The organism is Actinomycetospora sp. CA-053990, assembly GCF_050948445.1.
GTDB classification, from domain to species: Bacteria; Actinomycetota; Actinomycetes; order Mycobacteriales; family Pseudonocardiaceae; genus Actinomycetospora; species Actinomycetospora callitridis.
The window spans coordinates 3,256,383-3,278,656 of the sequence record NZ_CP192043.1; the positions used below are offsets into that span (position 1 = coordinate 3,256,383).

20 protein-coding genes are annotated in these 22,274 nt (G+C 74.2%); 5 read left to right on the forward strand and 15 right to left on the reverse strand.

Annotated features, from left to right (window positions below; all coding sequences use genetic code 11):
- Window positions 1-7: 7 nt before the first annotated feature.
- Both ACQPYN_RS16825 and mdlC read left to right on the forward strand, forming a co-directional pair.
- Window positions 8-1,282, forward strand: coding sequence for a TrpB-like pyridoxal phosphate-dependent enzyme (locus ACQPYN_RS16825; protein WP_433024965.1), 1,275 nt, complete (start codon window positions 8-10; stop codon window positions 1,280-1,282).
- Complete coding sequence (gene mdlC / locus ACQPYN_RS16830; protein WP_433024968.1) at window positions 1,279-2,847, forward strand: benzoylformate decarboxylase; 1,569 nt, start codon at window positions 1,279-1,281, stop codon at window positions 2,845-2,847. The genes ACQPYN_RS16825 and mdlC overlap by 4 nt, the downstream gene beginning before the upstream one ends.
- Window position 2,848: 1 nt before the next feature.
- Here mdlC and ACQPYN_RS16835 read toward each other — a convergent pair whose 3' ends face one another.
- Window positions 2,849-3,307, reverse strand: a complete 459-nt coding sequence (locus ACQPYN_RS16835) for a universal stress protein (protein WP_274194922.1) — start codon at window positions 3,305-3,307, stop codon at window positions 2,849-2,851.
- A gap of 60 nt (window positions 3,308-3,367) precedes the next feature.
- Window positions 3,368-3,859, reverse strand: coding sequence for an Lrp/AsnC family transcriptional regulator (locus ACQPYN_RS16840; protein ID WP_433024972.1), 492 nt, complete (start codon window positions 3,857-3,859; stop codon window positions 3,368-3,370).
- An 85-nt stretch (window positions 3,860-3,944) separates the two neighbouring features.
- Here ACQPYN_RS16840 and ACQPYN_RS16845 point away from each other — a divergent pair, with 85 nt between their 5' ends.
- Entirely contained in the window at window positions 3,945-4,217 is a 273-nt protein-coding gene (locus tag ACQPYN_RS16845; protein WP_433024975.1) for a hypothetical protein, read from the forward strand.
- Here ACQPYN_RS16845 and ACQPYN_RS16850 read toward each other — a convergent pair.
- On the reverse strand, window positions 4,201-5,733 hold the full coding sequence (locus ACQPYN_RS16850; RefSeq protein ID WP_433024978.1) for a PLP-dependent aminotransferase family protein: 1,533 nt from the start codon (window positions 5,731-5,733) through the stop codon (window positions 4,201-4,203). The genes ACQPYN_RS16845 and ACQPYN_RS16850 overlap by 17 nt on opposite strands.
- 122 nt (window positions 5,734-5,855) lie before the next feature.
- On the opposite strand from ACQPYN_RS16850, the gene ACQPYN_RS16855 reads away from it, so the two are divergent.
- A complete protein-coding gene (locus ACQPYN_RS16855; RefSeq protein WP_433024981.1) occupies window positions 5,856-6,146 on the forward strand; it encodes a hypothetical protein in 291 nt (96 codons plus the stop codon).
- A 26-nt stretch (window positions 6,147-6,172) separates the two neighbouring features.
- Here the strand turns inward: ACQPYN_RS16855 and pgl are convergent, their stop codons facing one another.
- Genes pgl through tkt form a run of 6 tightly spaced genes read right to left on the reverse strand, consistent with a single transcriptional unit; the run spans window position 6,173 to window position 14,394 of the window.
- The gene (pgl, locus tag ACQPYN_RS16860) at window positions 6,173-6,937 is read right to left on the reverse strand and encodes a 6-phosphogluconolactonase (protein WP_433024984.1); all 765 of its coding nucleotides are present in this window, start codon (window positions 6,935-6,937) and stop codon (window positions 6,173-6,175) included.
- Entirely contained in the window at window positions 6,934-7,902 is a 969-nt protein-coding gene (locus tag ACQPYN_RS16865) for a glucose-6-phosphate dehydrogenase assembly protein OpcA (RefSeq protein WP_433024987.1), read from the reverse strand. Before ACQPYN_RS16865 ends, pgl begins: the two co-directional genes overlap by 4 nt.
- A gap of 13 nt (window positions 7,903-7,915) precedes the next feature.
- A complete protein-coding gene (zwf, locus tag ACQPYN_RS16870) occupies window positions 7,916-9,475 on the reverse strand; it encodes a glucose-6-phosphate dehydrogenase (RefSeq protein ID WP_433024990.1) in 1,560 nt (519 codons plus the stop codon).
- Entirely contained in the window at window positions 9,472-11,154 is a 1,683-nt protein-coding gene (locus ACQPYN_RS16875) for a glucose-6-phosphate isomerase (RefSeq protein WP_433024993.1), read from the reverse strand. Before ACQPYN_RS16875 ends, zwf begins: the two co-directional genes overlap by 4 nt.
- Window positions 11,151-12,275, reverse strand: a complete 1,125-nt coding sequence (gene tal, locus ACQPYN_RS16880; protein ID WP_433024996.1) for a transaldolase — start codon at window positions 12,273-12,275, stop codon at window positions 11,151-11,153. The genes ACQPYN_RS16875 and tal overlap by 4 nt, the downstream gene beginning before the upstream one ends.
- A gap of 31 nt (window positions 12,276-12,306) precedes the next feature.
- Window positions 12,307-14,394, reverse strand: coding sequence for a transketolase (gene tkt / locus ACQPYN_RS16885; RefSeq protein ID WP_433038920.1), 2,088 nt, complete (start codon window positions 14,392-14,394; stop codon window positions 12,307-12,309).
- A gap of 367 nt (window positions 14,395-14,761) precedes the next feature.
- Between tkt and ACQPYN_RS16890 the strand changes: the two genes are divergently transcribed.
- A complete protein-coding gene (locus ACQPYN_RS16890; RefSeq protein WP_433024999.1) occupies window positions 14,762-15,697 on the forward strand; it encodes a heme o synthase in 936 nt (311 codons plus the stop codon).
- Here ACQPYN_RS16890 and ACQPYN_RS16895 read toward each other — a convergent pair.
- The 6 genes from ACQPYN_RS16895 to mptB all read right to left on the reverse strand — a co-directional run bounded on the left by ACQPYN_RS16895 (window position 15,694) and on the right by mptB (window position 22,113).
- On the reverse strand, window positions 15,694-16,602 hold the full coding sequence (locus ACQPYN_RS16895; protein WP_433025002.1) for a hypothetical protein: 909 nt from the start codon (window positions 16,600-16,602) through the stop codon (window positions 15,694-15,696). The genes ACQPYN_RS16890 and ACQPYN_RS16895 overlap by 4 nt on opposite strands.
- Window positions 16,603-16,866: 264 nt before the next feature.
- A complete protein-coding gene (locus tag ACQPYN_RS16900) occupies window positions 16,867-17,832 on the reverse strand; it encodes a quinone oxidoreductase family protein (RefSeq protein ID WP_433025004.1) in 966 nt (321 codons plus the stop codon).
- Between the two features lies 1 nt (window position 17,833).
- The gene (locus ACQPYN_RS16905) at window positions 17,834-18,811 is read right to left on the reverse strand and encodes a COX15/CtaA family protein (protein ID WP_433025007.1); all 978 of its coding nucleotides are present in this window, start codon (window positions 18,809-18,811) and stop codon (window positions 17,834-17,836) included.
- A 54-nt stretch (window positions 18,812-18,865) separates the two neighbouring features.
- Window positions 18,866-19,636 (reverse strand): ABC transporter permease, encoded by a 771-nt coding sequence (locus ACQPYN_RS16910; RefSeq protein WP_433025010.1) that lies wholly within the window; start codon window positions 19,634-19,636, stop codon window positions 18,866-18,868.
- Window positions 19,633-20,562 (reverse strand): ABC transporter ATP-binding protein, encoded by a 930-nt coding sequence (locus ACQPYN_RS16915; RefSeq protein ID WP_433025013.1) that lies wholly within the window; start codon window positions 20,560-20,562, stop codon window positions 19,633-19,635. Before ACQPYN_RS16915 ends, ACQPYN_RS16910 begins: the two co-directional genes overlap by 4 nt.
- 9 nt (window positions 20,563-20,571) lie before the next feature.
- Window positions 20,572-22,113 (reverse strand): polyprenol phosphomannose-dependent alpha 1,6 mannosyltransferase MptB, encoded by a 1,542-nt coding sequence (gene mptB / locus ACQPYN_RS16920; protein WP_433025016.1) that lies wholly within the window; start codon window positions 22,111-22,113, stop codon window positions 20,572-20,574.
- Window positions 22,114-22,274 lie beyond the last annotated feature (161 nt).

Sequence of the window (22,274 nt, forward strand, 5' to 3'; positions counted from 1 at the left end):
CCGGGGCATGGTGGCCCCGGCTCTCGACACACGGTTCGCGCTCGCTCAGTCCGAGCTCCCGACGGCGTGGTTCAACGTCGCGCCGCATCTCGCGACGCCCCTGGATCCCCCGCTCCACCCGGCGACGCGTGAGCCGGTCGGCCCGGACGACCTGGCTCCGCTGTTCGCCCAGGAGCTGATCGGCCAGGAGATGTCGGCCGACCCGTGGATCGACATCCCCGGCGAGGTCCTCGACGTCCTGCGCCTGTGGAGGCCGACGCCGCTGGTGCGCGCCCGTCGCCTCGAGGCCGCGCTGGGCACGCCGGCCCGGATCTACTTCAAGGACGAGTCCGTGTCGCCCGCGGGCTCGCACAAGCCGAACTCGGCCGTGCCGCAGGCGTTCTACAACGCCCGCGAGGGCATCACGCGCCTGGCCACCGAGACGGGCGCGGGCCAGTGGGGCACGGCGCTGGCCTTCGCGTGCGCGCAGTACGACCTCGAGTGCGCGGTCTACATGGTGCGCAAGAGCTTCGAGCAGAAGCCCTACCGCAAGGTGATCATGGAGACCTGGGGCGGCAGCGTCGTCCCGTCACCGATCGACGACCCGTCGCACCCCGGCTCGCTCGGCGCCGCGATCTCCGACGCGGTGCGCGATGCCGTCGGCCGCGACGACACCCACTACGCGCTGGGCTCCGTGCTCAACCACGTGCTGCTGCACCAGACGATCATCGGCCTCGAGGCCCAGCAGCAGCTGGCGAACGCGGGGGAGACCCGCCCGGACGTCGTCATCGCCCCGTGCGGCGGCGGCTCGAACCTCGGTGGCGTCGCGCTGCCGTTCCTGCCCGACCCCTCGGTGCGCCTGCTCGCCGCCGAGCCCGCGTCGTGCCCGACGCTGACGAAGGGCACCTACGAGTACGACTTCGGCGACACGGCGGGCCTGACGCCGCTGATGAACATGTACACGCTCGGCCACGACTTCGTGCCGCCCGGCATCCACGCGGGCGGGCTGCGCTACCACGGCGACTCGCCGATCATCTCCAAGCTGGTGCACGAGGGCCGGATGGAGGCGGTGGCGCACAAGCAGCGCGCGGTGTTCGAGGCCAACGTCCTGTTCGCGCGCGTCGAGGGCAAGATCCCGGCCCCGGAGGCGGGCCACGGGATCGCGTCGGTGATCCAGGAGGCGGCCGAGGCCACGCGGTTGAACGAGGAGCGGGTGATCCTCTTCAACTACTGCGGCCACGGCCTGCTCGACCTCGCCGCGTACCAGGAGTACCTGGCGGGCGACCTCGTCGACGAGCCGTGACCACGGTCCGGGAGGCCTCGCTCGCGGTGCTGCGCGAGCACGGCATCACGACGATCTTCGGGAACCCGGGCTCCACGGAGCTGCCGATGTTCCGGGACTTCCCGGACGACTTCCGCTACGCGCTCGCGCTGCAGGAGTCGGTGGCGGTCGCCATGGCCGACGGGTTCGCGCAGGCCACCGGCCGTCCGGGTCTGGTGAACCTGCACTCGGCCGCCGGGGTGGGTCACGGGCTGGGCAACGTCTTCACCGCCTTCCGCAACCGCACGCCCCTGGTGGTCGTCGCGGGCCAGCAGGCGCGGTCGCTGCTGGTGGGGGAGCCGTTCCTGTTCGCCGAGCGCCCGGCCGAGTTCGGCGAGCCCTACGTGAAGTTCTCGCGCGAGCCGGCCCGGGCCGCCGACGTCCCCGCCACCCTGGCCCGCGCGATCCACGTGGCGTCCACGCCGCCGTGCGGGCCGGTGCTCGTGTCGGTGCCGGTCGACGACTGGGACCGGCCCGCCGGCGAGGTCTCCGCCCACCGGGTCGTCGGCTCGGTGGCGGGCGACCCCGACGCGCTCGCCCACGTCGCGGACCACCTGGCCGCCGCGAGCGCGCCCGCGTTCGTCGTCGGCGGCGAGGTGGACCGTGACGGCGCCTTCGACGACGTCGTCGCCCTCGCCGAGCGGCACGCCGCCCGCGTGTACGCCGCTCCGATGTCGCCGCGCTGCGGGTTCCCCGAGCGCCACCGGCTCTTCGGCGGCTTCCTCCCGGCCGCGCACGACGGCATCCGGGCGGCGCTGGGCGAGCACGACCTCGTGCTGGTGCTCGGTGCGCCGGTGTTCCCGTTCCACACCGAGGGGGTGGTGGAGGGCGACACCGCCGTGCCCGAGGGCACGACGCTGGTGCAGCTCACCGACGACCCGGCGCACGCGGCCTGGACGCCGGTGGGCACCTCGATCGTCACCGGCGTGCGCCACGGGGTGCACGCCCTGCTCGCGGGGCCGCCGCCGCCGGAGCGCCCCCTCCCGGCGCCACGAGCGGCCGTCGCGCGGGTGGAGGCCGAGGACGAGGGCATCACCGAGGAGCTGCTGCTCCAGACCCTCGCGGACCTCCGGCCGGCCGACTCCGTGGTCGTCGAGGAGGCCCCGGCGACCCGCGGGCCGATGCACGACCACCTGCCCTTCGACCGCCCGGCGAGCTTCTTCACCTGCGCCAGCGGCGGGCTGGGGCACGGCCTGCCCGCCGCGGTGGGGATGGCGATGGGTCGTGGCGAGCGGGTCGTGGCGCTGGTCGGGGACGGCTCGGCGATGTACGGGATCCAGGCGCTGTGGTCGGCGGCGCAGCAGGGTGTCCCGCTGACCGTCGTCGTGGTGCACAACGCCCGCTACCGCGCCCTCGACCAGTTCGCCGAGCACTTCGGGATCAGCAAGCCGGTGGGCACCGCGCTCCCGGGGCTCGACTTCGTCGCCCTCGCGGCCGGCCAGGGCGTCCCGGGGGTGCGCGTCGAGCGTCCCGACGAGCTCGCGCCCGCCCTCATCGAGGCCCTGCGCTCGACGGGCCCGGTGGTGGTGGACGTGGTCGTGCGCTGACTCAGTCGCGCACCACGACCACGGTGCACTCGGCGTGGATGACGGCGCTGAGGCCGACCGAGCCGATGACCCGGCTGGCGAGCCCGCCGCGGCCCCGGTGGCCCACCACGAGCACCGCGGCGCCGCGGGAGTGGTGGATCAGGACGGTCGACGCCGGGCCCATGGCGATGTCGGCCTCGACGACGGGCGGCGCGGGGGCACCCCGGGCGGCACGCGTCGCCGACACCTCGTCGACGAGAGCCCGCACGTCGCGCGCCGCCGCGTCGTGCAGGATGCGCGCGTCGGGGATGACGCCCTCGGCGCTCGACCAGACGTCCGGGCCCGCGTAGGCCATGATCGCCCGCACCGGCACGCCGCGGCGCGCGGCCTCGTCCATCGCGTACTCGAGGGCGGCGCGCGACCCGTCGCTGCCGTCCACGCCGACGACGACGGCGCCCGTGGCGGAACCCGGCTCGGACATCTCGGTACTCCTCACGACGACCAGCAGGATCTCTGATCATGCTCCTGCGGGCCCGCCGTGTCAGGCCACGGTCACCATGTTCCGCGGCTCGACCGGAGTGCTCTTGATGACCGAGGTGACCGTGGAGGCGTGCTCCTGCCAGCCCTCGAGGACCCGGTCGAGGTCGGCGACGTCGCGCACCTGCACGCGCATGAGCAGGCAGTCCTCGCCGGTGATCTTGTGGCACTCGACGACCTCGGGCTGCCGGTCCGCGATCTGCTCGGCGATCTTCCCGTGCCCCAGGGCGGGCCGGACGCGGACCCAGGCCGCGATGGGATAGCCCAGCGCCGCGGGGTCGACGTCGAGCCGGTACCCCCGGATCACCCCGAGGCGCTCGAGGCGCTGCACCCGCTCGGTGACCGCGGGCGCCGACATCCCGACGCGTCGTCCGAGCGCCGACATGCTCAGGCGGGGGTCGTCGGCGAGCTCCGTGAGGATGCGGCGGTTGGTCTCGTCGAGCACCTTGTCGTTCTCCAGGCGCGGGCCCGTCCGTACTTCCGAACTCGTCGTCATCCGGCCACTATCCCCGTGAGAACGCCATGGAGTCCAGCGCTCCCGCCTTCGAGAATGGTGTCTGTTCGGCAGAGCGGCGAAGGGGATGACGGAGATGGTCACGTTCTGGGGAGTACTGCTGGTGCTGGGGTTCCTCGCGGTGGCGCGCTACGGCGCGGACACGCGCAGCGAGGCGGATCCGACCGGGCGCGACCCGGCCTGGCCGGTGACCCGCCGGCCGCACACGGTGCGGGGCGACGCGGTCCTGCTGGGCGAACTGGCGCACCGGGTCGCGGCGCACCGCCGCCTGTGGGAGGCCTACGACCGCAGTCTGCGGCCGTGGGAGCAGGAGTCGCAGGACCTCACACGACGGTCGTGAGCGACGGGGCCGCGCCGACCCCCAGCGACTCCCACGCCCGGGCGAGCCGCGCGACGGCGTCGTCGAGGGCGTCGGTGGAGAGGGTGTAGGGCAGGCGGAGGTACTGCTCGAAGGCGCCGCCGGTGGCGAAGCGGGGGCCGGCGGCGAGCAGGACGCCGTGACGGGAGGCGGCGTCGACGAGGGCCGAGGAGCGGGGCGCGCCGAGGTCGACCCAGAGGCTGAAGCCCCCGGAGGGCTTCGGGGCCCGCCACTCCGGGACGGCCCGCGCGAGCGCCGCCCGCAGGTGGTCACGACGGTGGGCCAGGACCCGGCGTCCGTCCGCGACGAGGTCGTCGAGCTTCTCGAGCAGCCCGACGGCCACGAGCTGCTCGAGCACCGGGGTCGAGATGTCGTCCGACGCCCGCACCGCCGCGACCCGCTGCAGCAGGGTCCGCGGGGCGCGCAGCCAGCCGATCCGCAGGCCGCCCCACACGGTCTTCGACAGCGACCCCGTGGTGATCACCGGGGTGGCACCGCCGGTGGACCAGGCGCCGAGCGGCGGCGGGCCGGGGGCGTCGATCCACATCTCGCGCAGGCAGTCGTCGACGACCAGCGGGACGCCGTGGCGCGCTGCGGCGGCCACGACTGCGGCCCGGGTCTCGGCGTCCATCACGGCGCCGGTGGGGTTCTGGTGGTCGGGCACGAGGTAGCCGACGGCCGGTGTGGCGGCCCGCAACGCCGCCGCGATCGCCTCGACGTCCCAGCCGTGGACGCCGTCCTGCTCCACCATCGCCACCGGGACCGCGCGTGCCGAGACGTGGCGGGCGAGGTCGATGGCGCCGGGGTAGGTGGGCTGCTCCATGAGCACGCGGTCGCCGGGGCGTACGAGCGCGCGGGCGACGAGGGCGTGGGCGTGCTGGGCGCCCGCGGTGATCATGACCTCGTCGGCGGAGGTGCGCAGTCCCTGGGCGCTCAGGCGCGCCGCGACGGCCTCGCGGAGCACCGGGAGGCCGAGCACGTCGTAGCCGGTGCTCGCGAGGTGCACGGGCAGCTCGGTCAGCGCGCGGGCCGCGGCCTCGCTCACGGCCTCCATGGGCGCCCACGGCGCGGCGTGCGCGAGGTCGATGACGTCGCGGCCCGGGGACCATCCGCTCACCGGGCCCATCGGCGCGAACGGCGTGTACCCGGCGGCCGGGGTCGGCGTGACCCCGCCGAAGGCGGCCGGGACGACGCCGCCCGACCCGGCCGGTGTCGCGCTCGGGAGGGCCGTCCAGGTGCCCGAGCCGCGGCGGCGCACCAGGTAGCCGTCCTCGCGCAGCTGCTCGTAGGCGGCGGCCACCGTGCCCCGCCCGATGCCCAGGGCCGCGGCGAGCTCGCGCTCGCTGGGCACCCGCGTCCCCGCGGCGAGCCGCCCGTCGGTGAGCAGGGACGAGACGCGGGTCGCCAGCGCGGCCTGGGCACTCGCGCCCGTGCCGCCGTCGTCACGCCACCCGGTGAGCAGGCGGGCGAGGCTCCCGGCACCGAGCTGGACGTCCATGGCCGCAGTCTGCCACTTCTGCCACTGTCTCTGCCACTTGAGCAGAAGTGGCGGTGGCATCACCTGCCACCGGGGGCCACTGTGGAGGACGTCCCGCTCACTGCGATCTCTAGGAGCTCCCGATGGCCCTCACGGTCACCCTGCTCGGCGTCCTCGTCGTCGCCGGGCTCCTGCTCGTCGCGCGCTACGGCGCCGACTCCCGCACGTCCGGCGACCCCACCGGTCGCGACGCCGCCTGGCCCACCGGCCCGGTCCGCGAGCACACGCCGCGAGAGGACCTCCGTGTCGCCCGTGCGTGGTTCGCCCAGCTCCGCTGCTGGGAGCTCTTCGAGCGCTCGCTGCGTCCCTGGGAAGCGCTGGAGGCGCCGGCGGCACCCGTAGCGCCGATGCGAACGGGGACTTCGCGCGCCTAGAAGCAGCGAACCGCGCGTTCGCTGCGCTAGGACAGGTCGCCCGCCGCCGCCTCGTCGAGGATCCAGAGGGTCCGCTCGGTGCCGCGGAGGCCGGCGATCGGGACGTCGGTCTCGGCGGCGCCGGCGTGGGCCCGGGCGATGACCTCGGCCTTGCCCTCGCCGGTGGCCACCAGCCACACCTCGCGGGCGTGGCGGGCCGCCGCGAGCGTCAGCGAGACCCGGGTCGGCGGCGGCTTGGGGCAGTCGCGGACGGCGACCACCCCGGCCGCCGTCGCGTGCACCGCGGGCGAGTCCGGGAAGACCGACAGCACGTGGCCCTCCGGCCCGCAGCCGGCGAGCAGCACGTCGAAGGCCGGGATCGCGTCGCCCCCGAGCCGCGCCGCCGCCGACGACAGCGTCTTGGCGTAGACGTCGGCGGCGAGGTCCGGGTCGCCGCCGCCGGCCTCCTCCGGGGCGTCGGAGGGCGGCATCGGGTGCACCCGCGCCGGGTCGAGCGGCAGCGCGTCGATCAGGTCCTCGCGGGCCTGGGCGTCGTTGCGCTCGGCGTCGCCGGCGGGGACGAAGCGCTCGTCGCCCCAGAACACCTCGACCGCACCCCAGTCGACGGCGTCGCGCCGGCCGGAGGCTGCCACCTCGCGGAGCATCGCGATCCCGACCCCGCCGCCGGTGAGCACCACCGACGCGGTGCCCCGGGCCGCCTGGGCCGTGGCGAGCGCGGTGATCAGGCGGTCGGCGGCGTCGGAGGCCGTCGTGTCGGTGTCGGGGTGGACGACGATCTCGGGGGTGCTCATGCGTCCGCCTTCGCCGCGGTGGGGGTGCCCTTGGACCGGCCGCGCGCCGTCGGCATCGCCTCGATGGCCTCGGCGTAGATGTCGTCGGGGTCGAGCCGGCGCAGCTCCTCGGCCAGGCACTCCCGGGTCGTGCGCCGGGAGAGGGCGACGCGACGGTCGGGCTGCCCGGGCTGGGAGAGCATCGCGCTCTTCGCGTCGAGGCGGACCAGCTCGATCGACCCGTTCGCCCGCTCGAGGCGCACCATCGCGATCTGCCCGCCCTGACCACCCGGCACGTCCCGGGTGGTGCGCGAGACGGGGCAGCCGAGGCGCGAGGCCAGCCAGCCGGTGAGCAGATCGGCGGACGCCGAGTCGGGCGCGCCGCCGACGGCCGCGCGCGTCACGCGATCGTGCGGGGGCTGGTCGAGGGCGGCGGTCAGCAGGGCGCGCCAGCTGGTGATGCGGCTCCAGGCGAGGTCGGTGTCGCCCGGCGCGTAGCGCTGGCGCAGCTTGGCCAGCGCCTTGGACGGCGACTTCGCCGAGCCCACGTCGGTGATGCGACGGCCGGCGACGCTGCCCACCGGGTCCTCGGACGGCGACACCGGCGCCTCGCCCGGCCACCACGCGACGATCGGGGCATCGGGCAGCAGCAGCGGGACCACGATGGAGCCGCCCTGGTCGGCCAGCGGACCGTACATGCGCAGGACGATGACCTCGCTGGCGCCCGCGTCGCCGCCGATGCGGATCTGGGCGTCGAGGCGCGAGGCCGCCCGGCGGACGCCGCGGGCCAGCACGAGCACGCGGCACGGGTGCTCGCGGCTGGCGTCGTTGGCGGCCTGGATGGCGGCCTCCGCGTCCGGGCCGTCCTCCGTGATGATGATCAGCGTCAGCACCCGCCCGAGGGCGACCGCCCCCGCGCTCTCGCGCAGGTCGACCATCGTCCGGTTGACCGCCGACGTGTCCGTCGACGGCAGGTCCACGATCACGGTTGTCTCCTCGTCACGGACGGCGCCACTGGCGGCCGGTGCGGTGGAGCAGGGCGTCGGCCGACGGCGGGCCCCAGGTGCCGGCGTTGTAGCTGTCCGGGGTGCCCTCGCGATGCCACTTCTCGATCACCGGGTCGAGGATCCGCCACGACAGCTCGACCTCGGTGTTGGTGGGGAAGAGCGACGGCTCGCCGAGCAGGACGTCGAGCAGCAGGCGCTCGTAGGCCTCGGGGGAGGCCTCGGTGAACGCCGTGCCGTAGCCGAAGTCCATGGTGACGTCGCGGACCTCCATGCCCGAGCCCGGCACCTTCGACCCGAACCGCAGGGTGACGCCCTCGTCCGGCTGCACGCGCACGACCAGCGCGTTCTGGCCGAGCTCCTCGGTCATGGTCTGGTCGAACGGCAGGTGCGGGGCCCGCTCGAACACGATCGCGATCTCGGTGACGCGCCGTCCGAGCCGCTTGCCGGTGCGCAGGTAGAACGGCACGCCGGCCCAGCGGCGGGTGTTCACCTCGCAGGTGATCGCGGCGTAGGTCTCGGTGACCGAGTCGGGCGGGAAGCCGTCCTCCTGCTGCAGGCCCTTGACCTCCGACGAGCCCTGCCACCCCGCGGTGTACTGCCCGCGGGCGGTGGTCTCGTCCAGCGGCTCGGCGAGCTTCACGGCCGAGAGGACCTTGATCTTCTCCTCGCGCAGGTCGTCGGGGGAGAAGGAGACCGGCTCCTCCATCGCCGTCAGCGCGAGGAGCTGCAGCAGGTGGTTCTGGATGACGTCCCGGGCCGCGCCGATGCCGTCGTAGTAGCCCGCGCGACCGCCGACGCCGATGTCCTCGGCCATCGTGATCTGCACGTGGTCGACGTGGTGGGCGTTCCAGATCGGCTCGAAGAGCTCGTTGGCGAACCGCAGGGCCAGCAGGTTCTGGACGGTCTCCTTACCGAGGTAGTGGTCGATGCGGAAGACCGCGTCCTCGGGGAAGACGTCGTTGACGATCGCGTTGAGCTCCTGCGCCGAGCGCAGGTCGTGACCGAACGGCTTCTCGATCACCACGCGGCGCCACACGTCGCCCTCGTCGTCGGCCAGGCCCGAGCGCGAGAGCTGCTTGCAGACGGTCGGGAAGGCCGACGGCGGGATCGAGAGGTAGAACGCGTGGTTGCCGTTGGTGCCGCGCTGCTCGTCGAGCTCCTGCACGCAGGCGGCGAGGCGGTCGAAGGCGTCGTCGTCGTCGAAGGTGCCCTGGACGAACCGCAGCCCCTCCGCCAGGCGGTCCCAGACCTCCTGGCGGAACGGGGTGCGGGAGTGCTCGCGCACGGCGTCGTGGACGACCTCGGCGAAGTCCTCGTCCGCCCAGTCACGCCGGGCGAACCCGACGAGGGCGAAGCCGGGCGGGAGCAGCCCGCGGTTCGCGAGGTCGTAGATCGCCGGCATGAGCTTCTTGCGCGCGAGGTCGCCGGTGACCCCGAAGAGCACGAGTCCCGACGGCCCGGCGATGCGGGGCAGACGCTTGTCGCGGGCGTCCCGCAGCGGGTTGACCCAGTCGTCGTGCTCGGGCGTCCCGGTGACCGACCGTCGGGTCACCGACTCACCTCCCGGACGGCGTTGGCGAGCGCCACCAGGCCGGCCGCGCGGTCGGCCAGGTGCAGGCGCAGGACGGGCCGCGCGGTACCGCCGTTCTTGGGTGCCGCGAGCACCCCGGCGTCGCCGATGGCCTGGGCGTGCTCGAGCGTGCCGAACGAGAACGGCTGGCCCGGGATCGCCAGGTCGTCGGCGACCGAGCCCGTGATCTGCAGGAACGCACCGTTCTGGTGCCCGCCCTTGTGGTACTGGCCCGTGGAGTGCAGGAACCGCGGCCCCCACCCGAAGGTGGTCTGCAGGCCCGTCGCCTTCGCGAGCTCGGGGCGCAGGGTCTCGAACGAGGCGTCGTCGAGCCGGTCGAGGTAGGCCTGGATCGCGAGGTAGCCGCGCTCGGGCGTCTGGTCCACCAGCGCCTGGATCGCCTCGGCGAGCGTGCTCGGCGTGCCGAGCCAGCTGCCGTCGCCGGCGGTGCGGACCTCGACCGGACCGTCGGTGAGCACCGGGGTGTCGTCGCCGGAGCCGGTCGACCCGCCGCCGTCGGACGCGGACGCGAGCAGGTCACGGGTGGCCTGCTTGGCCGACTCGACGTCGGGCTGGTCGAACGGGTTGATGCCGAGCAGGCGGCCGGCCAGCGCGACGGCGTGCTCCCAGAGCAGGAACTGCCCGCCGAGGCTGCCGGACACCGCGATCTGGGCGCCCGAGCCCTCCGGCCCGATCGCCACCGCCGTGGCGTCCGGTCCGTGGTCGGCGAAACCGGGCGCCTCGGCACCCTCGACGACGACCGGGAGCAGCCCGGTGCCCTGCTTGCCGGTGGACTCCGCGATGAGCTGCTCGGCCCAGTTGCCGAACCCGACCAGCCCGGAGCCGGTGTCGGCGAGCACGACCTTCTCCGCACCCGCGCTGTGCGCCGCGGCCATCGCGGCGGCGAGCACGATCGCGGGGTTGTCGGACGCGTCGCGCGCCAGCTCCGGGGCGGCCGCCGCGGCCTCGTCGAGGAGCTCGCCGATGTCCACACCGGCCAGCGCCGAGGGCACCAGGCCGAAGGCGGTGAGCGCCGAGTAGCGCCCGCCGACACCGGGGTCGGCCTCCACGAGCGAGCGGTAGCCCTCCTCGCGGGCGAGGTCGGCGAGCTTCGTGCCGGGGTCGGTGACCACGACCATCCGCGTCGCCGCGTCGATGCCGTTCGCCTCGAAGACCTGGGAGAAGATCCGTCGCTGGCTGTCGGTCTCGACCGTGCCGCCGGACTTCGACGACACGACGAGCACGGTGCGGCTCAGGTCGCCGGCGAGCGCGTCGGACACCTGGCCCGGGTCGGTGGTGTCGAGCACGACCAGGGGGTGGTCGCCGCCGACCGGCCCGCCCGAGCGGGTGGCGCAGATGACCTCGGGGGCCAGCGACGAGCCGCCCATGCCCGCGAGGACGACGCGGTCGACGCCCTCGTCGTGCAGGCCGCGGCGCAGGGCCGCGAGCTCGTCGACGAGCGGGCGCGAACTCTCGTGCAGCGACACCCAGCTCAGGCGCTTGCTGGCCTCGGGCTCCGCGTCCGGGCCCCACAGGGTGGGGTCACCGGCCGAGAGCTTCGACGCGGCGCCGTCCCCGACGAGCTTCTCGACCAGCGCGGCCGCGGCGTCGGCGAGCGCGCCGTCGGTGATGCGGACCTGGGGTGCCCCCGCGGCGCTCACGCCTGCTCCGGGCTGCGGCGCGTGAGCTGCTCCGACACGGTGTGGGTGAGCTCGCCCCAGGAGTCGTCGAACTTCTTGACGCCCTCGTCCTCGAGCACCTGATAGACGTCGTCGACGTCGACACCCACGTGGGCGAGGCCCGCGAAGACCTCGCGCGCGGCGTCCTCGGTGCCGGACACGGCGTCGCCGTGCAGCTCGCCGTGGTCGGCGAACGCCTTGAGTGTGGCCTCGGGCATCGTGTTGACGGTGTTCGGCGCGGCGAGCTCGGAGACGTAGAGCGTGTCCGGGTAGGCCTTGTTCTTCACGCCCGTCGACGCCCACAGCGGGCGCTGGGGCTTGGCGCCGGCGCCCTTGAGCGCGGCCCACCGCTCGGTGGAGAACACCTCGAGGAAGGCGGCGTAGGCCAGGCGCGCGTTGGCGATGGCGGCGGTGCCGCGCAGGTTGAGCGCGGCGTCGGTGCCGATGGCGTCCAGGCGCTTGTCGACCTCGGAGTCCACGCGGGAGACGAAGAACGACGCCACCGAGGCCATGCCCGTGAGGTCGTGGCCGTTGGCCCGCGCCTGCTCCATGCCCGCGAGGTAGGCGTCCATCACCTGGCGGTAGCGCTCGACCGAGAAGATCAGCGTCACGTTGACGCTGATGCCCTCGGCCAGGGTGCGGGTGATCGCCGGGATGCCCTCGGGCGTCGCCGGGATCTTGATCATCAGGTTGGGCCGGTCGACCGTCTTCCACAGGTCGGCCGCCTCGGCGACGGTCGCCTCGGTGTCGTGGGCCTTGCCCGGGTCGACCTCGAGGGAGACGCGTCCGTCGACGCCGCCGGTGCGCTGCCACACCTCGCGGAACACGTCGCAGGCGCGGCGGACGTCCTCGGTGGTGAGCTCGCGGATCGCGTCCTCGACCGAGGCGCCCCGCGCGGCGAGCGCGTCGAGCTCCTCGGCGTAGTAATCGGCGTCCGCGAAGGCGCTCGCGAAGATCGTCGGGTTGCTGGTGACGCCGACGACCTCGGAGTCCTTGATCAGACCCGCGAGGTTGCCGGACTCGATGCGCTGGCGGGACAGGTCGTCGAGCCAGATGGAGACGCCGGCCGCGGAGAGGTCGGCGAGGGGGGTGTTGCTGGCCATGGGGGTGTCCTTTGCGAAACGCGGACCGGGATCAGGCCGAGGTCTCGTTGGCGCGGGCGAGCGAGCGACGCCCCGCCTCGACCACGTGCTCGGTGGTGAACCCGAACTGCTGGAACAGGGTCTTGTAGTCGGCGCTGGCACCGAAGTGCTCGATCGAGACGCACTCGCCGTCGTCGCCGACGAACCGGTGCCAGGACTGCGCGATGCCGGCCTCGACCGAGACGCGCGCCTTGACGTCCGGCGGGATGACGTGACGGGTGTAGGAGCGGTCCTGCGCCTGGAACCACTCGACGCACGGCATGCTCACCACACGGGTGGGAACGCCCTCGTCCTCGAAGACCTTCCGGGCCTCGACGGCCAGCTGGACCTCCGAGCCGGTGGCGATGAGCACCAGCTGGGGCTGTCCGCCCGAGGCGTCCTGCAGGACGTAGCCGCCGCGCGCGACGCCGTCGGCGTCAGTGCCCTCGAGGATCGGCAGGTTCTGCCGCGTGAGGGCGAGGCCGGCCGGGCCGGTGGGGTTGTCGAGGATCGTGCGGATCGCCGCCGAGGTCTCGTTGGCGTCGGCCGGGCGGACGATCGACAGGCCCGGCACCGCGCGCAGCGAGCTGAGCTGCTCGATCGGCTGGTGGGTCGGGCCGTCCTCGCCGAGACCGATCGAGTCGTGGGTCCAGATGTAGGTCGTCGGCAGCTTCATCAGGGCCGCGAGCCGGACCGCGGGCCGCATGTAGTCCGAGAAGATCAGGAACGTGCCGCCGTAGACGCGGGTGCCGCCGTGGAGCGCGATCCCGTTGAGGATCGAGCCCATCGCGTGCTCGCGGACCCCGAAGTGCAGCGTGCGGCCGTAGGGGTTCATCTGGCCCCACAGGTTCGTCGAGACCGTCGACGGCCCGAACGAGTCCGCACCCTTGATCGTGGTGTTGTTGCTCTCCGCGAGGTCGGCCGAGCCGCCCCACAGCTCGGGGAGCTCCGGCCCGATCTCGCCGAGGATCTTCTGCAGCGCCTTGCGGGTGGCGACGGGGTCGTCGCCGACCGACCAGCTCGGCAGCTTGGCGTGCCAGCCGTCGGGCAGCTGGCGGCGCGCCATGCGCTCGAGCAGCGCGCGGCGCTCCGGGTTCGCCTGTGCCCAGTCGGCGAACTGCTTGTCCCACGCCTCGTGCGCGGCCTTGCCCCGCTCGCCGACCGCCCGGGTGTGGGCGAGCACGTCGTCGTCGATGGCGAAGTGCTTGTCGGGGTCGAAGCCGAGGATCTCCTTGACGGAGCGGACCTCGTCCTCGCCCAGCGCGGCACCGTGCGCGGCGCCGGTGTTCATCTTGTCCGGGGCCGGATAGCCGATGACGGTCCGCAGCGCGATGAAGCTCGGGCGCCCGGTCTCGGCCTTCGCGTTCGCGAGGGCCTCGCGGATGCCGACGACGTTCTCGCCGCCGCGCACCACCTGGGTGTGCCAGCCGTAGGCCTCGTAGCGCTTCACCACGTCCTCGTCGAGGGCGACGGTGGTGTCGTCCTCGATCGAGATGTGGTTGTCGTCGTAGATCACGACGAGGTTCCCGAGCTGCTGCCGCCCGGCGATCGACGACGCCTCGGCGGTGACGCCCTCCTCGATGTCGCCGTCGGAGGCGATCACGAAGATGTGCGAGTCGAACGGGCTCTCGCCGGTGGGGGCGTCGGGGTCGAACAGGCCGCGCTCACGACGGGACGCCATCGCCATCCCGACGGCGGAGGCGAGGCCCTGGCCCAACGGGCCGGTGGTGATCTCGACGCCCGGGGTGTGGCTGTACTCGGGGTGGCCCGGCGTGGCCGAGTCCCACGTGCGCAGCTCCTCGAGATCCCGCATCTCCAGGCCGTAGCCGGCGAGGAAGAGCTGCAGGTACAGCGTCAGGCTGGAGTGCCCGCACGACAGGACGAAACGGTCGCGTCCCTGCCAGCCCGGGTCCGACGGGTCGTGGACCATCGTGTGCTGGAAGAGCTCGTAGGCGAGCGGCGCGAGCGACATCGCGGTGCCCGGGTGGCCGTTGCCGGCCTTCTGCACGGCGTCGGCCGCGAGGACCCGGATGGTGTCCACGGCCCTCTGGTCGAGGTCGGACCAGTCGTCGGGACGATGCGGCGTCGTCAGCGCCTCGATCTCCTCGGCCGACTCGCTCGCGGGCTGTGTGCTGCTGACGTCTGTCGCGGTCACGAACCGTGCCTTCCTTGAGCGTCTCGGGATGCCCGCGCGATGCTCCCACGGGATCGATTCAAGTCCACTCGGACCTGCGTCGATCCTGGTGCATCCCGGCCGACGCTGAATACCCTCACCGCCCGTCACGAACACGGGCCCTATCCTCGTCGAGGTCGTCACCCGCCCGTGACGTGGCGGACACCGCAGCGACCAGGTGGCGCCCCCCGCGAGCGGGCGCGGCCGCGGGGGTGCAGACTTCCCCGACGACAGCGTGTAGGAGACGCGGGTCGTGACCGAAGCAGTCCCGTCCACCACAGCGAGGTGCCACCGAGTGAGCACGGCGGTCGGCCCGGTTCCCGCGACGCGGCGGAGTGGCTTCCTCACCACCGTGAAGGCGTACCTGGCGCTGACCAAGGCACGCATCATCGAGCAGCTGCTCGTGGTCACGGTGCCGGCGATGATGCTCGCCGAGCGCTCCGTTCCCTCACTCTGGCTCGTGCTCTCGGTGCTCGTCGGCGGCGCCGGCGCGGCGGCCAGCGCCCACGCCCTCAACTGCGTGGTCGACGCGGACATCGACGCGAAGATGGCCCGGACGAGCAAGCGTCCGCTGGCCCGCGACGCGGTACCCCGCTCCCACGCCCTGGTGTTCGGGCTCCTGCTCGGCGCGGCGTCGGCGGTGTGGCTGGGCCTCACCTCGAACTGGGTGGCGGCGTGGCTCGCGGTCGCCGCGATCGCCTTCTACATCCTGGTCTACACCCTGCTGCTCAAGCGCCGGACCAGCCAGAACATCGTCTGGGGCGGCGCCGCGGGGTGCATGCCCGTCGTGATCGGCTGGGCCGCGGTCACGGGCACGGTCGGCTGGCCCGCCCTGGTGCTCTTCGCGATCATCTTCTTCTGGACGCCGCCGCACTTCTGGGCTCTCGCGATGCGCTACCGCGACGACTACGCCGCCGCCGGCATCCCGATGCTCCCGGTCGTCGCCTCGCCGCGGCGCGTGAGCCGCCAGATCGTCGCCTACTCCTGGGCCATGGTCGCCTGCTCGGCGCTCCTCATCCCCGCGACGTCCTGGATCTACCTGGCCGCCACCGTCCTCGGCGGCGCCTGGTTCCTGATCGCCGCCCACCGCCTCGACAGCGCCGTGAAGCGCGACGAGGTCGTGAAGTCGATGCGGCTGTTCCACCTCTCGAACACCTACCTGACCGGCCTCTTCGTCGCCGTCGCGGTCGACTCCGCCATCGGCTGGCCGGTCTTCGGCTGGCCCTTCTAGTCGAAGACCTTCGGCGCACTCGGGCGGCGGGGGAAGCGCCCCCGCATGTCGGGCAGGTCGCGCCATCGCAGGCGGTCGACGCGCGCCAGGAACGTCGCGATGTCCTCCACCACCTCGTCGACGGCCTGCTCGCCCTGCCTTCCGATCGAGGCGACCTCCCATCCGTGCGCGAGCAGCTCCTCCGCGCAGGCCCACGCGACGTCGGGGTGGCGGTCGACGAGCACCCCGCACGACCTCTCGGGCCACGAGAGGTCCAGGGAACCCACGGCAGCGCTGCCCTCCGCCCGCGTCACGACGACGTCGACGAGCGGCGGCGGGAGCCGGGCCCGCAGGACGCCGAGCCGCACCCGGGTGCGTCGCGGTGTGTCCGACCCCGGGTGCATCAGAGCCGCGGCGGCCCGCACGCGAGCCATGCCCCGCTCGCCGGTGTGACGGTCGGCGAGCTCGACGACCTCCGCCGGCGTGACCCCGCAGCGACGGGCGAGCGCGTCGCCCACGACCACCGCCTCGACAGTGGGCAGTGCCCGCGCGACCTCCACCAGCGTCCGTGCCGGCGAGGTGAGGCGGAGGACGGCGCCGTCGGTGCCGTCGGGCCACTCGACGACCTCGTCGCCGGGGAGGTCGGTACACCGGACGCGGAGCCCGGCCAGCGAGCGGGTGCCGGAGGCAGGCACGAGCACCTCGGTGGGGGCGCCGCCCCGGCCGACGTCGACCACGGCGTCGATCGCGCCGTGGAAGAGCGCCGCGGTGGTGCCGGCGATCGTGCCCTCGGGGTGCCGCAGCATCGCGACCCGCGCCATCGTCACCTGGTCCACCAGCACATCCGAGGGGACGTACACATCGGGGGCGAGGGGCACGAACCCCGGCCCGCGCAGCCATCCCTTGGTCAGGTCCCCGCGTGCCACGGCCTCGGATCCACGGAACGGTCGATCGAGTCTCATATCCGGGTTCGACGCTGCCGCCACGTCGATGGTTCCGGTTCGCAGCTCTCCGTGCCGATGGGTCGGCGGCGCGCTGAGCGTCCCCGCCGCCGACGGCGGACGGACGTCCCGACTCCGAGCTCTCCATTTCGATCTCTCGGCAGTATCACCAGAGCGGGAGCGCTGACGGCACTGTCGGGAGATCGAACTGGAGAGGTCCCGCCGACCTCCACGCTGGTCGGGCGCCCGTCAGGGCAGCAGGAGGAGCTTGCCCGTCGTGCGGCGGGACTGGAGGTCGCGCTGGGCGTCGGCGGCGTCGTCGAGGGGGTAGCGGCCGCCGATGCGCACGCTCAGGTCGCCGGCCGCCACGGCCGAGAACACCGCGTCGGCGCGGGCGGCGAGCTCCTCGGGGGTGCGGACGTGCCAGTGCAGCGAGGGGCGGGTCAGGTAGAGCGAGCCGCCGCTGTTGAGCCGCTGGGGGTCGACGGGCGGGACGGGCCCGCTGGCGGCGCCGTAGAGGGCCAGGACACCGCGGACGCGCAGGCTCGCGAGGGAGGCGTCGAAGGTGGACGCGCCGACGCCGTCGTAGACGACCGCGACGCCCTCGCCGTCGGTGAGGGCGCGCACGCGGTCGGCGAGGTCGTCGCCGTAGCGCAGCGTCTCGTGGGCGCCGGCCTCGCGGGCGAGGGCGTCCTTCTCCTCCGAGGAGGTGGTGGCGAGGACGCGGGCGCCCAGTGCGCTCGCCATCTGGCAGAGCAGCAGACCCATCCCGCCGGCCCCGGCGTGGACGAGGACGACGTCGCCGGGCGCGACCGGGTGGGTGTCGTGGACGAGGTAGTGCGCGGTCATGCCCTGCAGCGCGACGGCGGTCGCGGTCTCGAGGTCGATGGCCTCGGGCACCACGACGAGGTCGGTGGCGGGTACCGCGGCGACGGTCGTGTAGCTGCCGAGGGTGTTGGTCCAGGCGACGCGGTCGCCGGGCGCGAAGCCCGTGACGCCGGGGCCGACCTCGCGCACCGTCCCGGCGCCCTCCACGCCGGGCACGAGGGGGAGCGGCGCCGGGTAGATGCCCTCGCGGAAGTAGGTGTCGATGAAGTTGACGCCGGCCGCGGCGAGGTCGACGAGCACCTGGCCGTCGCCCGCCACGGGGTCGGGCAGGTCGACGGACTCGAGGACCTCGGGCCCGCCGTGGCGCGGGATGCGGACGGCGTGCACGTCAGGTCCTCCCGGCGAGGGCGGGGGCCGAGGCGGCGTCGGCCGGGGGCGCCGAGGTGACGAGATCGGGCTCGGCGGTCGCCGACCACAGCCATGCCGCCGCGGCGACGGTCGTGACCGCGCCGAGGACGTGCAGGGCCACGAGCAGCTCCGGCACCCCGAGGGCGTACTGGATCCCGCCGAGCGCGCCCTGGGCGAGCGTCAGCAGCACGAGCACCCGGAGGCGAACGACGACGGCGCGCGGCACGGACACCGCGTGGACCATGAAGCCGACCCCCACGAGCAGGCCCAGGAACGCGAACAGCAGGTGCGCGTGGGCTGTCGCCAGCGTCGGGAGCGGGACGGCGGCGAGGCGCGGGGTCGCCGCGTCGCCGCCGTGCGGGCCGGCTGCGGTGACGAGCGTGCCGGCGACGAGCAGGGCGACGAGCACCACGGACGCGACCGCGAGCAGACCGCGCAGGGCCGGGGGCACGGCCGGACGCCAGGGTGTGCCCGGCGGGGCGGCCATGGCGGCGGGGGAGGACTCGCGCACGAGGAGCACGGCGAGCCAGATGAGCGGGATCGTGACGAGGAAGTGCGGCGCGACCGTGTACCAGGCGAGCCCCGTGAGCACGGTGATCCCGCCGATCACCGCCTGGGCGACCACGCCGAGCGGCATCGTGGCGGCGAGCAGCACGAGCCGTCCCCGGCGTGGGCGCACGTTGAGGGCCGCGAGCAGGCAGGCCCCGGTGACGATCACGAGCGCGATGCCGAGGAGCCGGTTGCCGAACTCCACCCACTGGTGCAGGACGGCGATCTCGGCGTGCGGCACCGGGACGAGGCTGCCGGGGAAGCACTGGGGCCACGTCGGGCAGCCGAGCCCGGACCCCGTGACGCGGACGACCGCGCCCGTGACCGCGATGCCGGCCTGGCCGACGACCGCGGCCATCGCGAGGCCGCGCATCAGGCCGGGAGGTGTGGCGGGGAGGCGCTCCAGCACGGCCGCGATCCTACGACGCCCGGTAGTGCGATGCGGCGCGGCGCAGTGCGGTGCTCAGGTCCAGCGCACGGTGCGCGTCGCGATCCCGCCGGCGACGACGGCCCACACGATCAGGACGACCATGTGGCCGAGGGCAGGCGTCCCGCCGAGCAGGGCGGTGCGCAGGCCCTCGGCGAGCGCCCCGGACGGCAGGAGCTGCACGACGACGGCGAGCGGGCCCGGCAGCGCCGAGGCGGGGACGAGCACCCCGCCGGCGAACAGCAGCACGAACCAGACGATGTTGGCGACGGCGAGCACGAGCTCGGCGCGCAGGCTGCCGCCGAGCAGCACCCCGACGGCCCCGAACGCCGCGGTGCCCAGGACGACGAGCAGCAGCGCCCACCCCGGCGAGCCGAGCCCCGGGCGCCAGCCGAGCGCGAGCGCGACGGCACCGAGCACGACGACCTGCACGAGCACGACCGCGGCCATCCCGCCCAGGCGCCCGAGCACGATCATGGAGCGGGGGACCGCCGTGGCCGCGAGCCGGCGCAGCACGCCGTAGCGCCGGTCGAAGCCCAGCGAGATCGCCTGGCTGGTGAACGCCGTCGACATCACGGCGAGCGCGAGCACCGTCGCCAGCGCCGAGTCGACGCGCGGCTCGGGCAGCGGGACGAACTCCAGCAGCGAGAGCCCCACGAGCAGCGCGAGCGGGATGATGAGCGTGAGCAGCACCTGCTCGCCCTGGCGCAGCGCCAGCTTCGTCTCCAGGGCGACCTGCGTGGCGAGCATCCGGCCCAGCGGCCCGCGCCCGGGGGCGGGCGTGAAGGTGCCGGCCTCGAAGCTCATGAGCGCAATTCTCTCCCCGTGAGCTCGAGGAACACGTCCTCGAGGCTGCGGCGGGCCACGCGGAGGTCGTCGGCGAGCACGCCCTGGCGCGCGCACCAGGACGTCACCGTCGAGAGCACCTGCGGGTCGATGGCGCCCTCGACGAGGTAGCTGCCGGAGCTCGGCTCGGACACCGTGCACCCCTCGGGCAGGGCCGCCGTCAGCAGCTCGAGGTCCATGCCCGCGGCCGCGCGGAAGCGCAGCTCGCGGTCGGCACCCGCGGCGGTGAGGTCCTCGGGGCTGCCCTCGGCGACGACCCGTCCGTGGTCGACGATCACGATGTGGTCGGCGAGCGTCTCGGCCTCCTGCATCAGGTGCGTGGTGAGCAGCACCGCGACGCCGTCGGCGCGCAGCGCGCGCACGAGGTCCCACACGAGTCGCCGGCCCTGCGGGTCGAGGCTCGCGGTGGGCTCGTCGAGGAACACGAGCTCCGGGCGCCCCACGACGGCGCACGCGAGCGCGAGGCGCTGCTGCTGGCCGACCGAGAGCCGCTTGTAGGGCGTGCGGGCGCACCCGGCGAGCCCGAGGGTGTCGACGAGCCAGTCGGGGTCGAGCGGGTCGGCGGCGCAGGCGGCGACCAGGCCGAGCATCTCGCGGACGCGCACTCCGGGGTAGGCACCGCCGCCCTGCGGCATGACACCGATGCGGGCGCGCAGGGTGTCCGGCGCGCCCGCCGGGTCGACGCCGAGCACCCGGACCTCGCCGCTGTCGCGGGAGCGCAGCCCCTCGCACACCTCGACGGTGGTGGTCTTGCCGGCGCCGTTGGGCCCGAGGAGCGCCAGCACGCTGCCGGGCGCGAGGTCGAGGTCGAGACCGTCGACCGCCGCACGCCCCTGGTAGCGCACGACGAGGCCGCGCACCGAGAGCGCGGCCGGGGATCCCGACACGCCGACAGCCTAGGCGGCCGGGGTCCGCGGCACGCGCCCGCGCGTCGCGGCCAGCGGGACCAGCGCGAGCAGGGCGGCCGCGGTGATGGCCATCGGGAGCTGGTAGGTCCGGAACGAGAAGTCGGCGCCCGTCGGGGGCACGAGCAGCGCGACGATCGCGCAGATGGCGACGGCGAAGCCGCGGATGCGCGGATTCCGCACCGAGGCCGCCAACGGCACGATCGCCCACAGCAGGTACCAGGGGTGCAGCACCGGCCCGGCGAGGAAGACCGCGCCGAAGCCGTAGCCCATGCCCGCGACGGCGTGCAGACGCCCGTTGAGCACCATGAACAGCAGCAGCACGCACACCAGCGCGGCGACGCCGAGCCCGGCGGCGCGGGTGAGGTCGAGGACGGCGTCGGTGTGGTCGCCGAGGCCGAGGACCCCGCCGAGCCAGCCGCCGAGGACGCCGAGGTCGGTGGTGACCGACAGCCAGCTGCGCAGGAGGTTCGGCACCGAGAGCGCCTGGATCCACCCGAAACCGAGCCCGCTGCCCACCGACACCGCGGCGACCATCCCGAGCCCGAGCGCCGAGCAGGCGGCGCCGTAGCGGACGAGACGCCCGATCCCACCCCCGCGCTCGCGGGCGACGTGCGCGGCGAGGAAGCCCAGCGCGAGCACCGCGGGGATCTTCCCCGAGGCGCCGAGGCCGATGAGCAGCGCGCCCAGCACCCACGAGCGTCGCATCCCGATCTCGAGGCCCGCGAGGACGACGCCGAGCATGATCGCGTCGTTGTGGATGCCGCTGACCAGGTGGAAGAGCACCAACGGGCTGATCGCGAGCCAGAGCGCGGCGATCGGCTCGACGCCGGCGCGGCGCGCGAGGTGGGGCACCGCCCAGATGACCAGGCCCAACGAGGCGAGCGCGAGCACGCGGTGCAGGTAGACGCCGAGCACGATGTCGTCGCCGGCGATGCCGGTGATGAGGCGCCCGAAGGTGAGGAAGCCGGGCCCGTATGGCGACGGCGTCGTCCGCCAGATCGTCGGGATGCTCGCGACGAGCGGGTCGGAGAGCCCGAGGGCCTGGGCGGCGCCGTAGACGTAGGGGTCGAACCCGCGCGAGACGACCTCGGCCTGGGAGAGGTAGCCATAGACGTCGGTGGAGAACAGCGGCGGCGCGACGGCGAGCGGCACCATCCACATGACGAGGATCCGCGTCAGCTGGCGCACCGACAGGCGCACACGCCCCGGCCACGCGAGGCGCCCGAGCCACAGCCAGGCGAGGACGAGCATGCCCATGCCGATGTAGGCGAGCGTCAGCGAGACCGTCGGCATGCGCCCCCACAGGCCGAGCACGCGCGTGCCCAGCAGGGGGTTGTAGGCGGGGGCGGGCGTGGCTCCGCAGCCGAGGGCGCCGACGGCCATGAGTAGCGCGCCCGTGGTGCCGAACCGGCGCACGGTGCGGAGGCGCCGACGCTCGTCGGGCGTCGGCGGGGGCGGGACGGCACCCGGCGGGGTGACGGACGGGGACACCTCGGCAGGCGCCTGCGGGGCCTGCGCCGTCCCGGTCACGCGACGGGACGATACCGAGCGCCCCGTACGACCTCGTCGGCGTCCCCGGAGGCCGGAGTGAGAGCCGGGGTGAGGGTAGGTAACCCTGCGTGAGGGCGATCACCTCGCCGATCAGGGCCGCCACTTTGCCCGGCGCCGATAAATAAGCAAGACTGACGTTG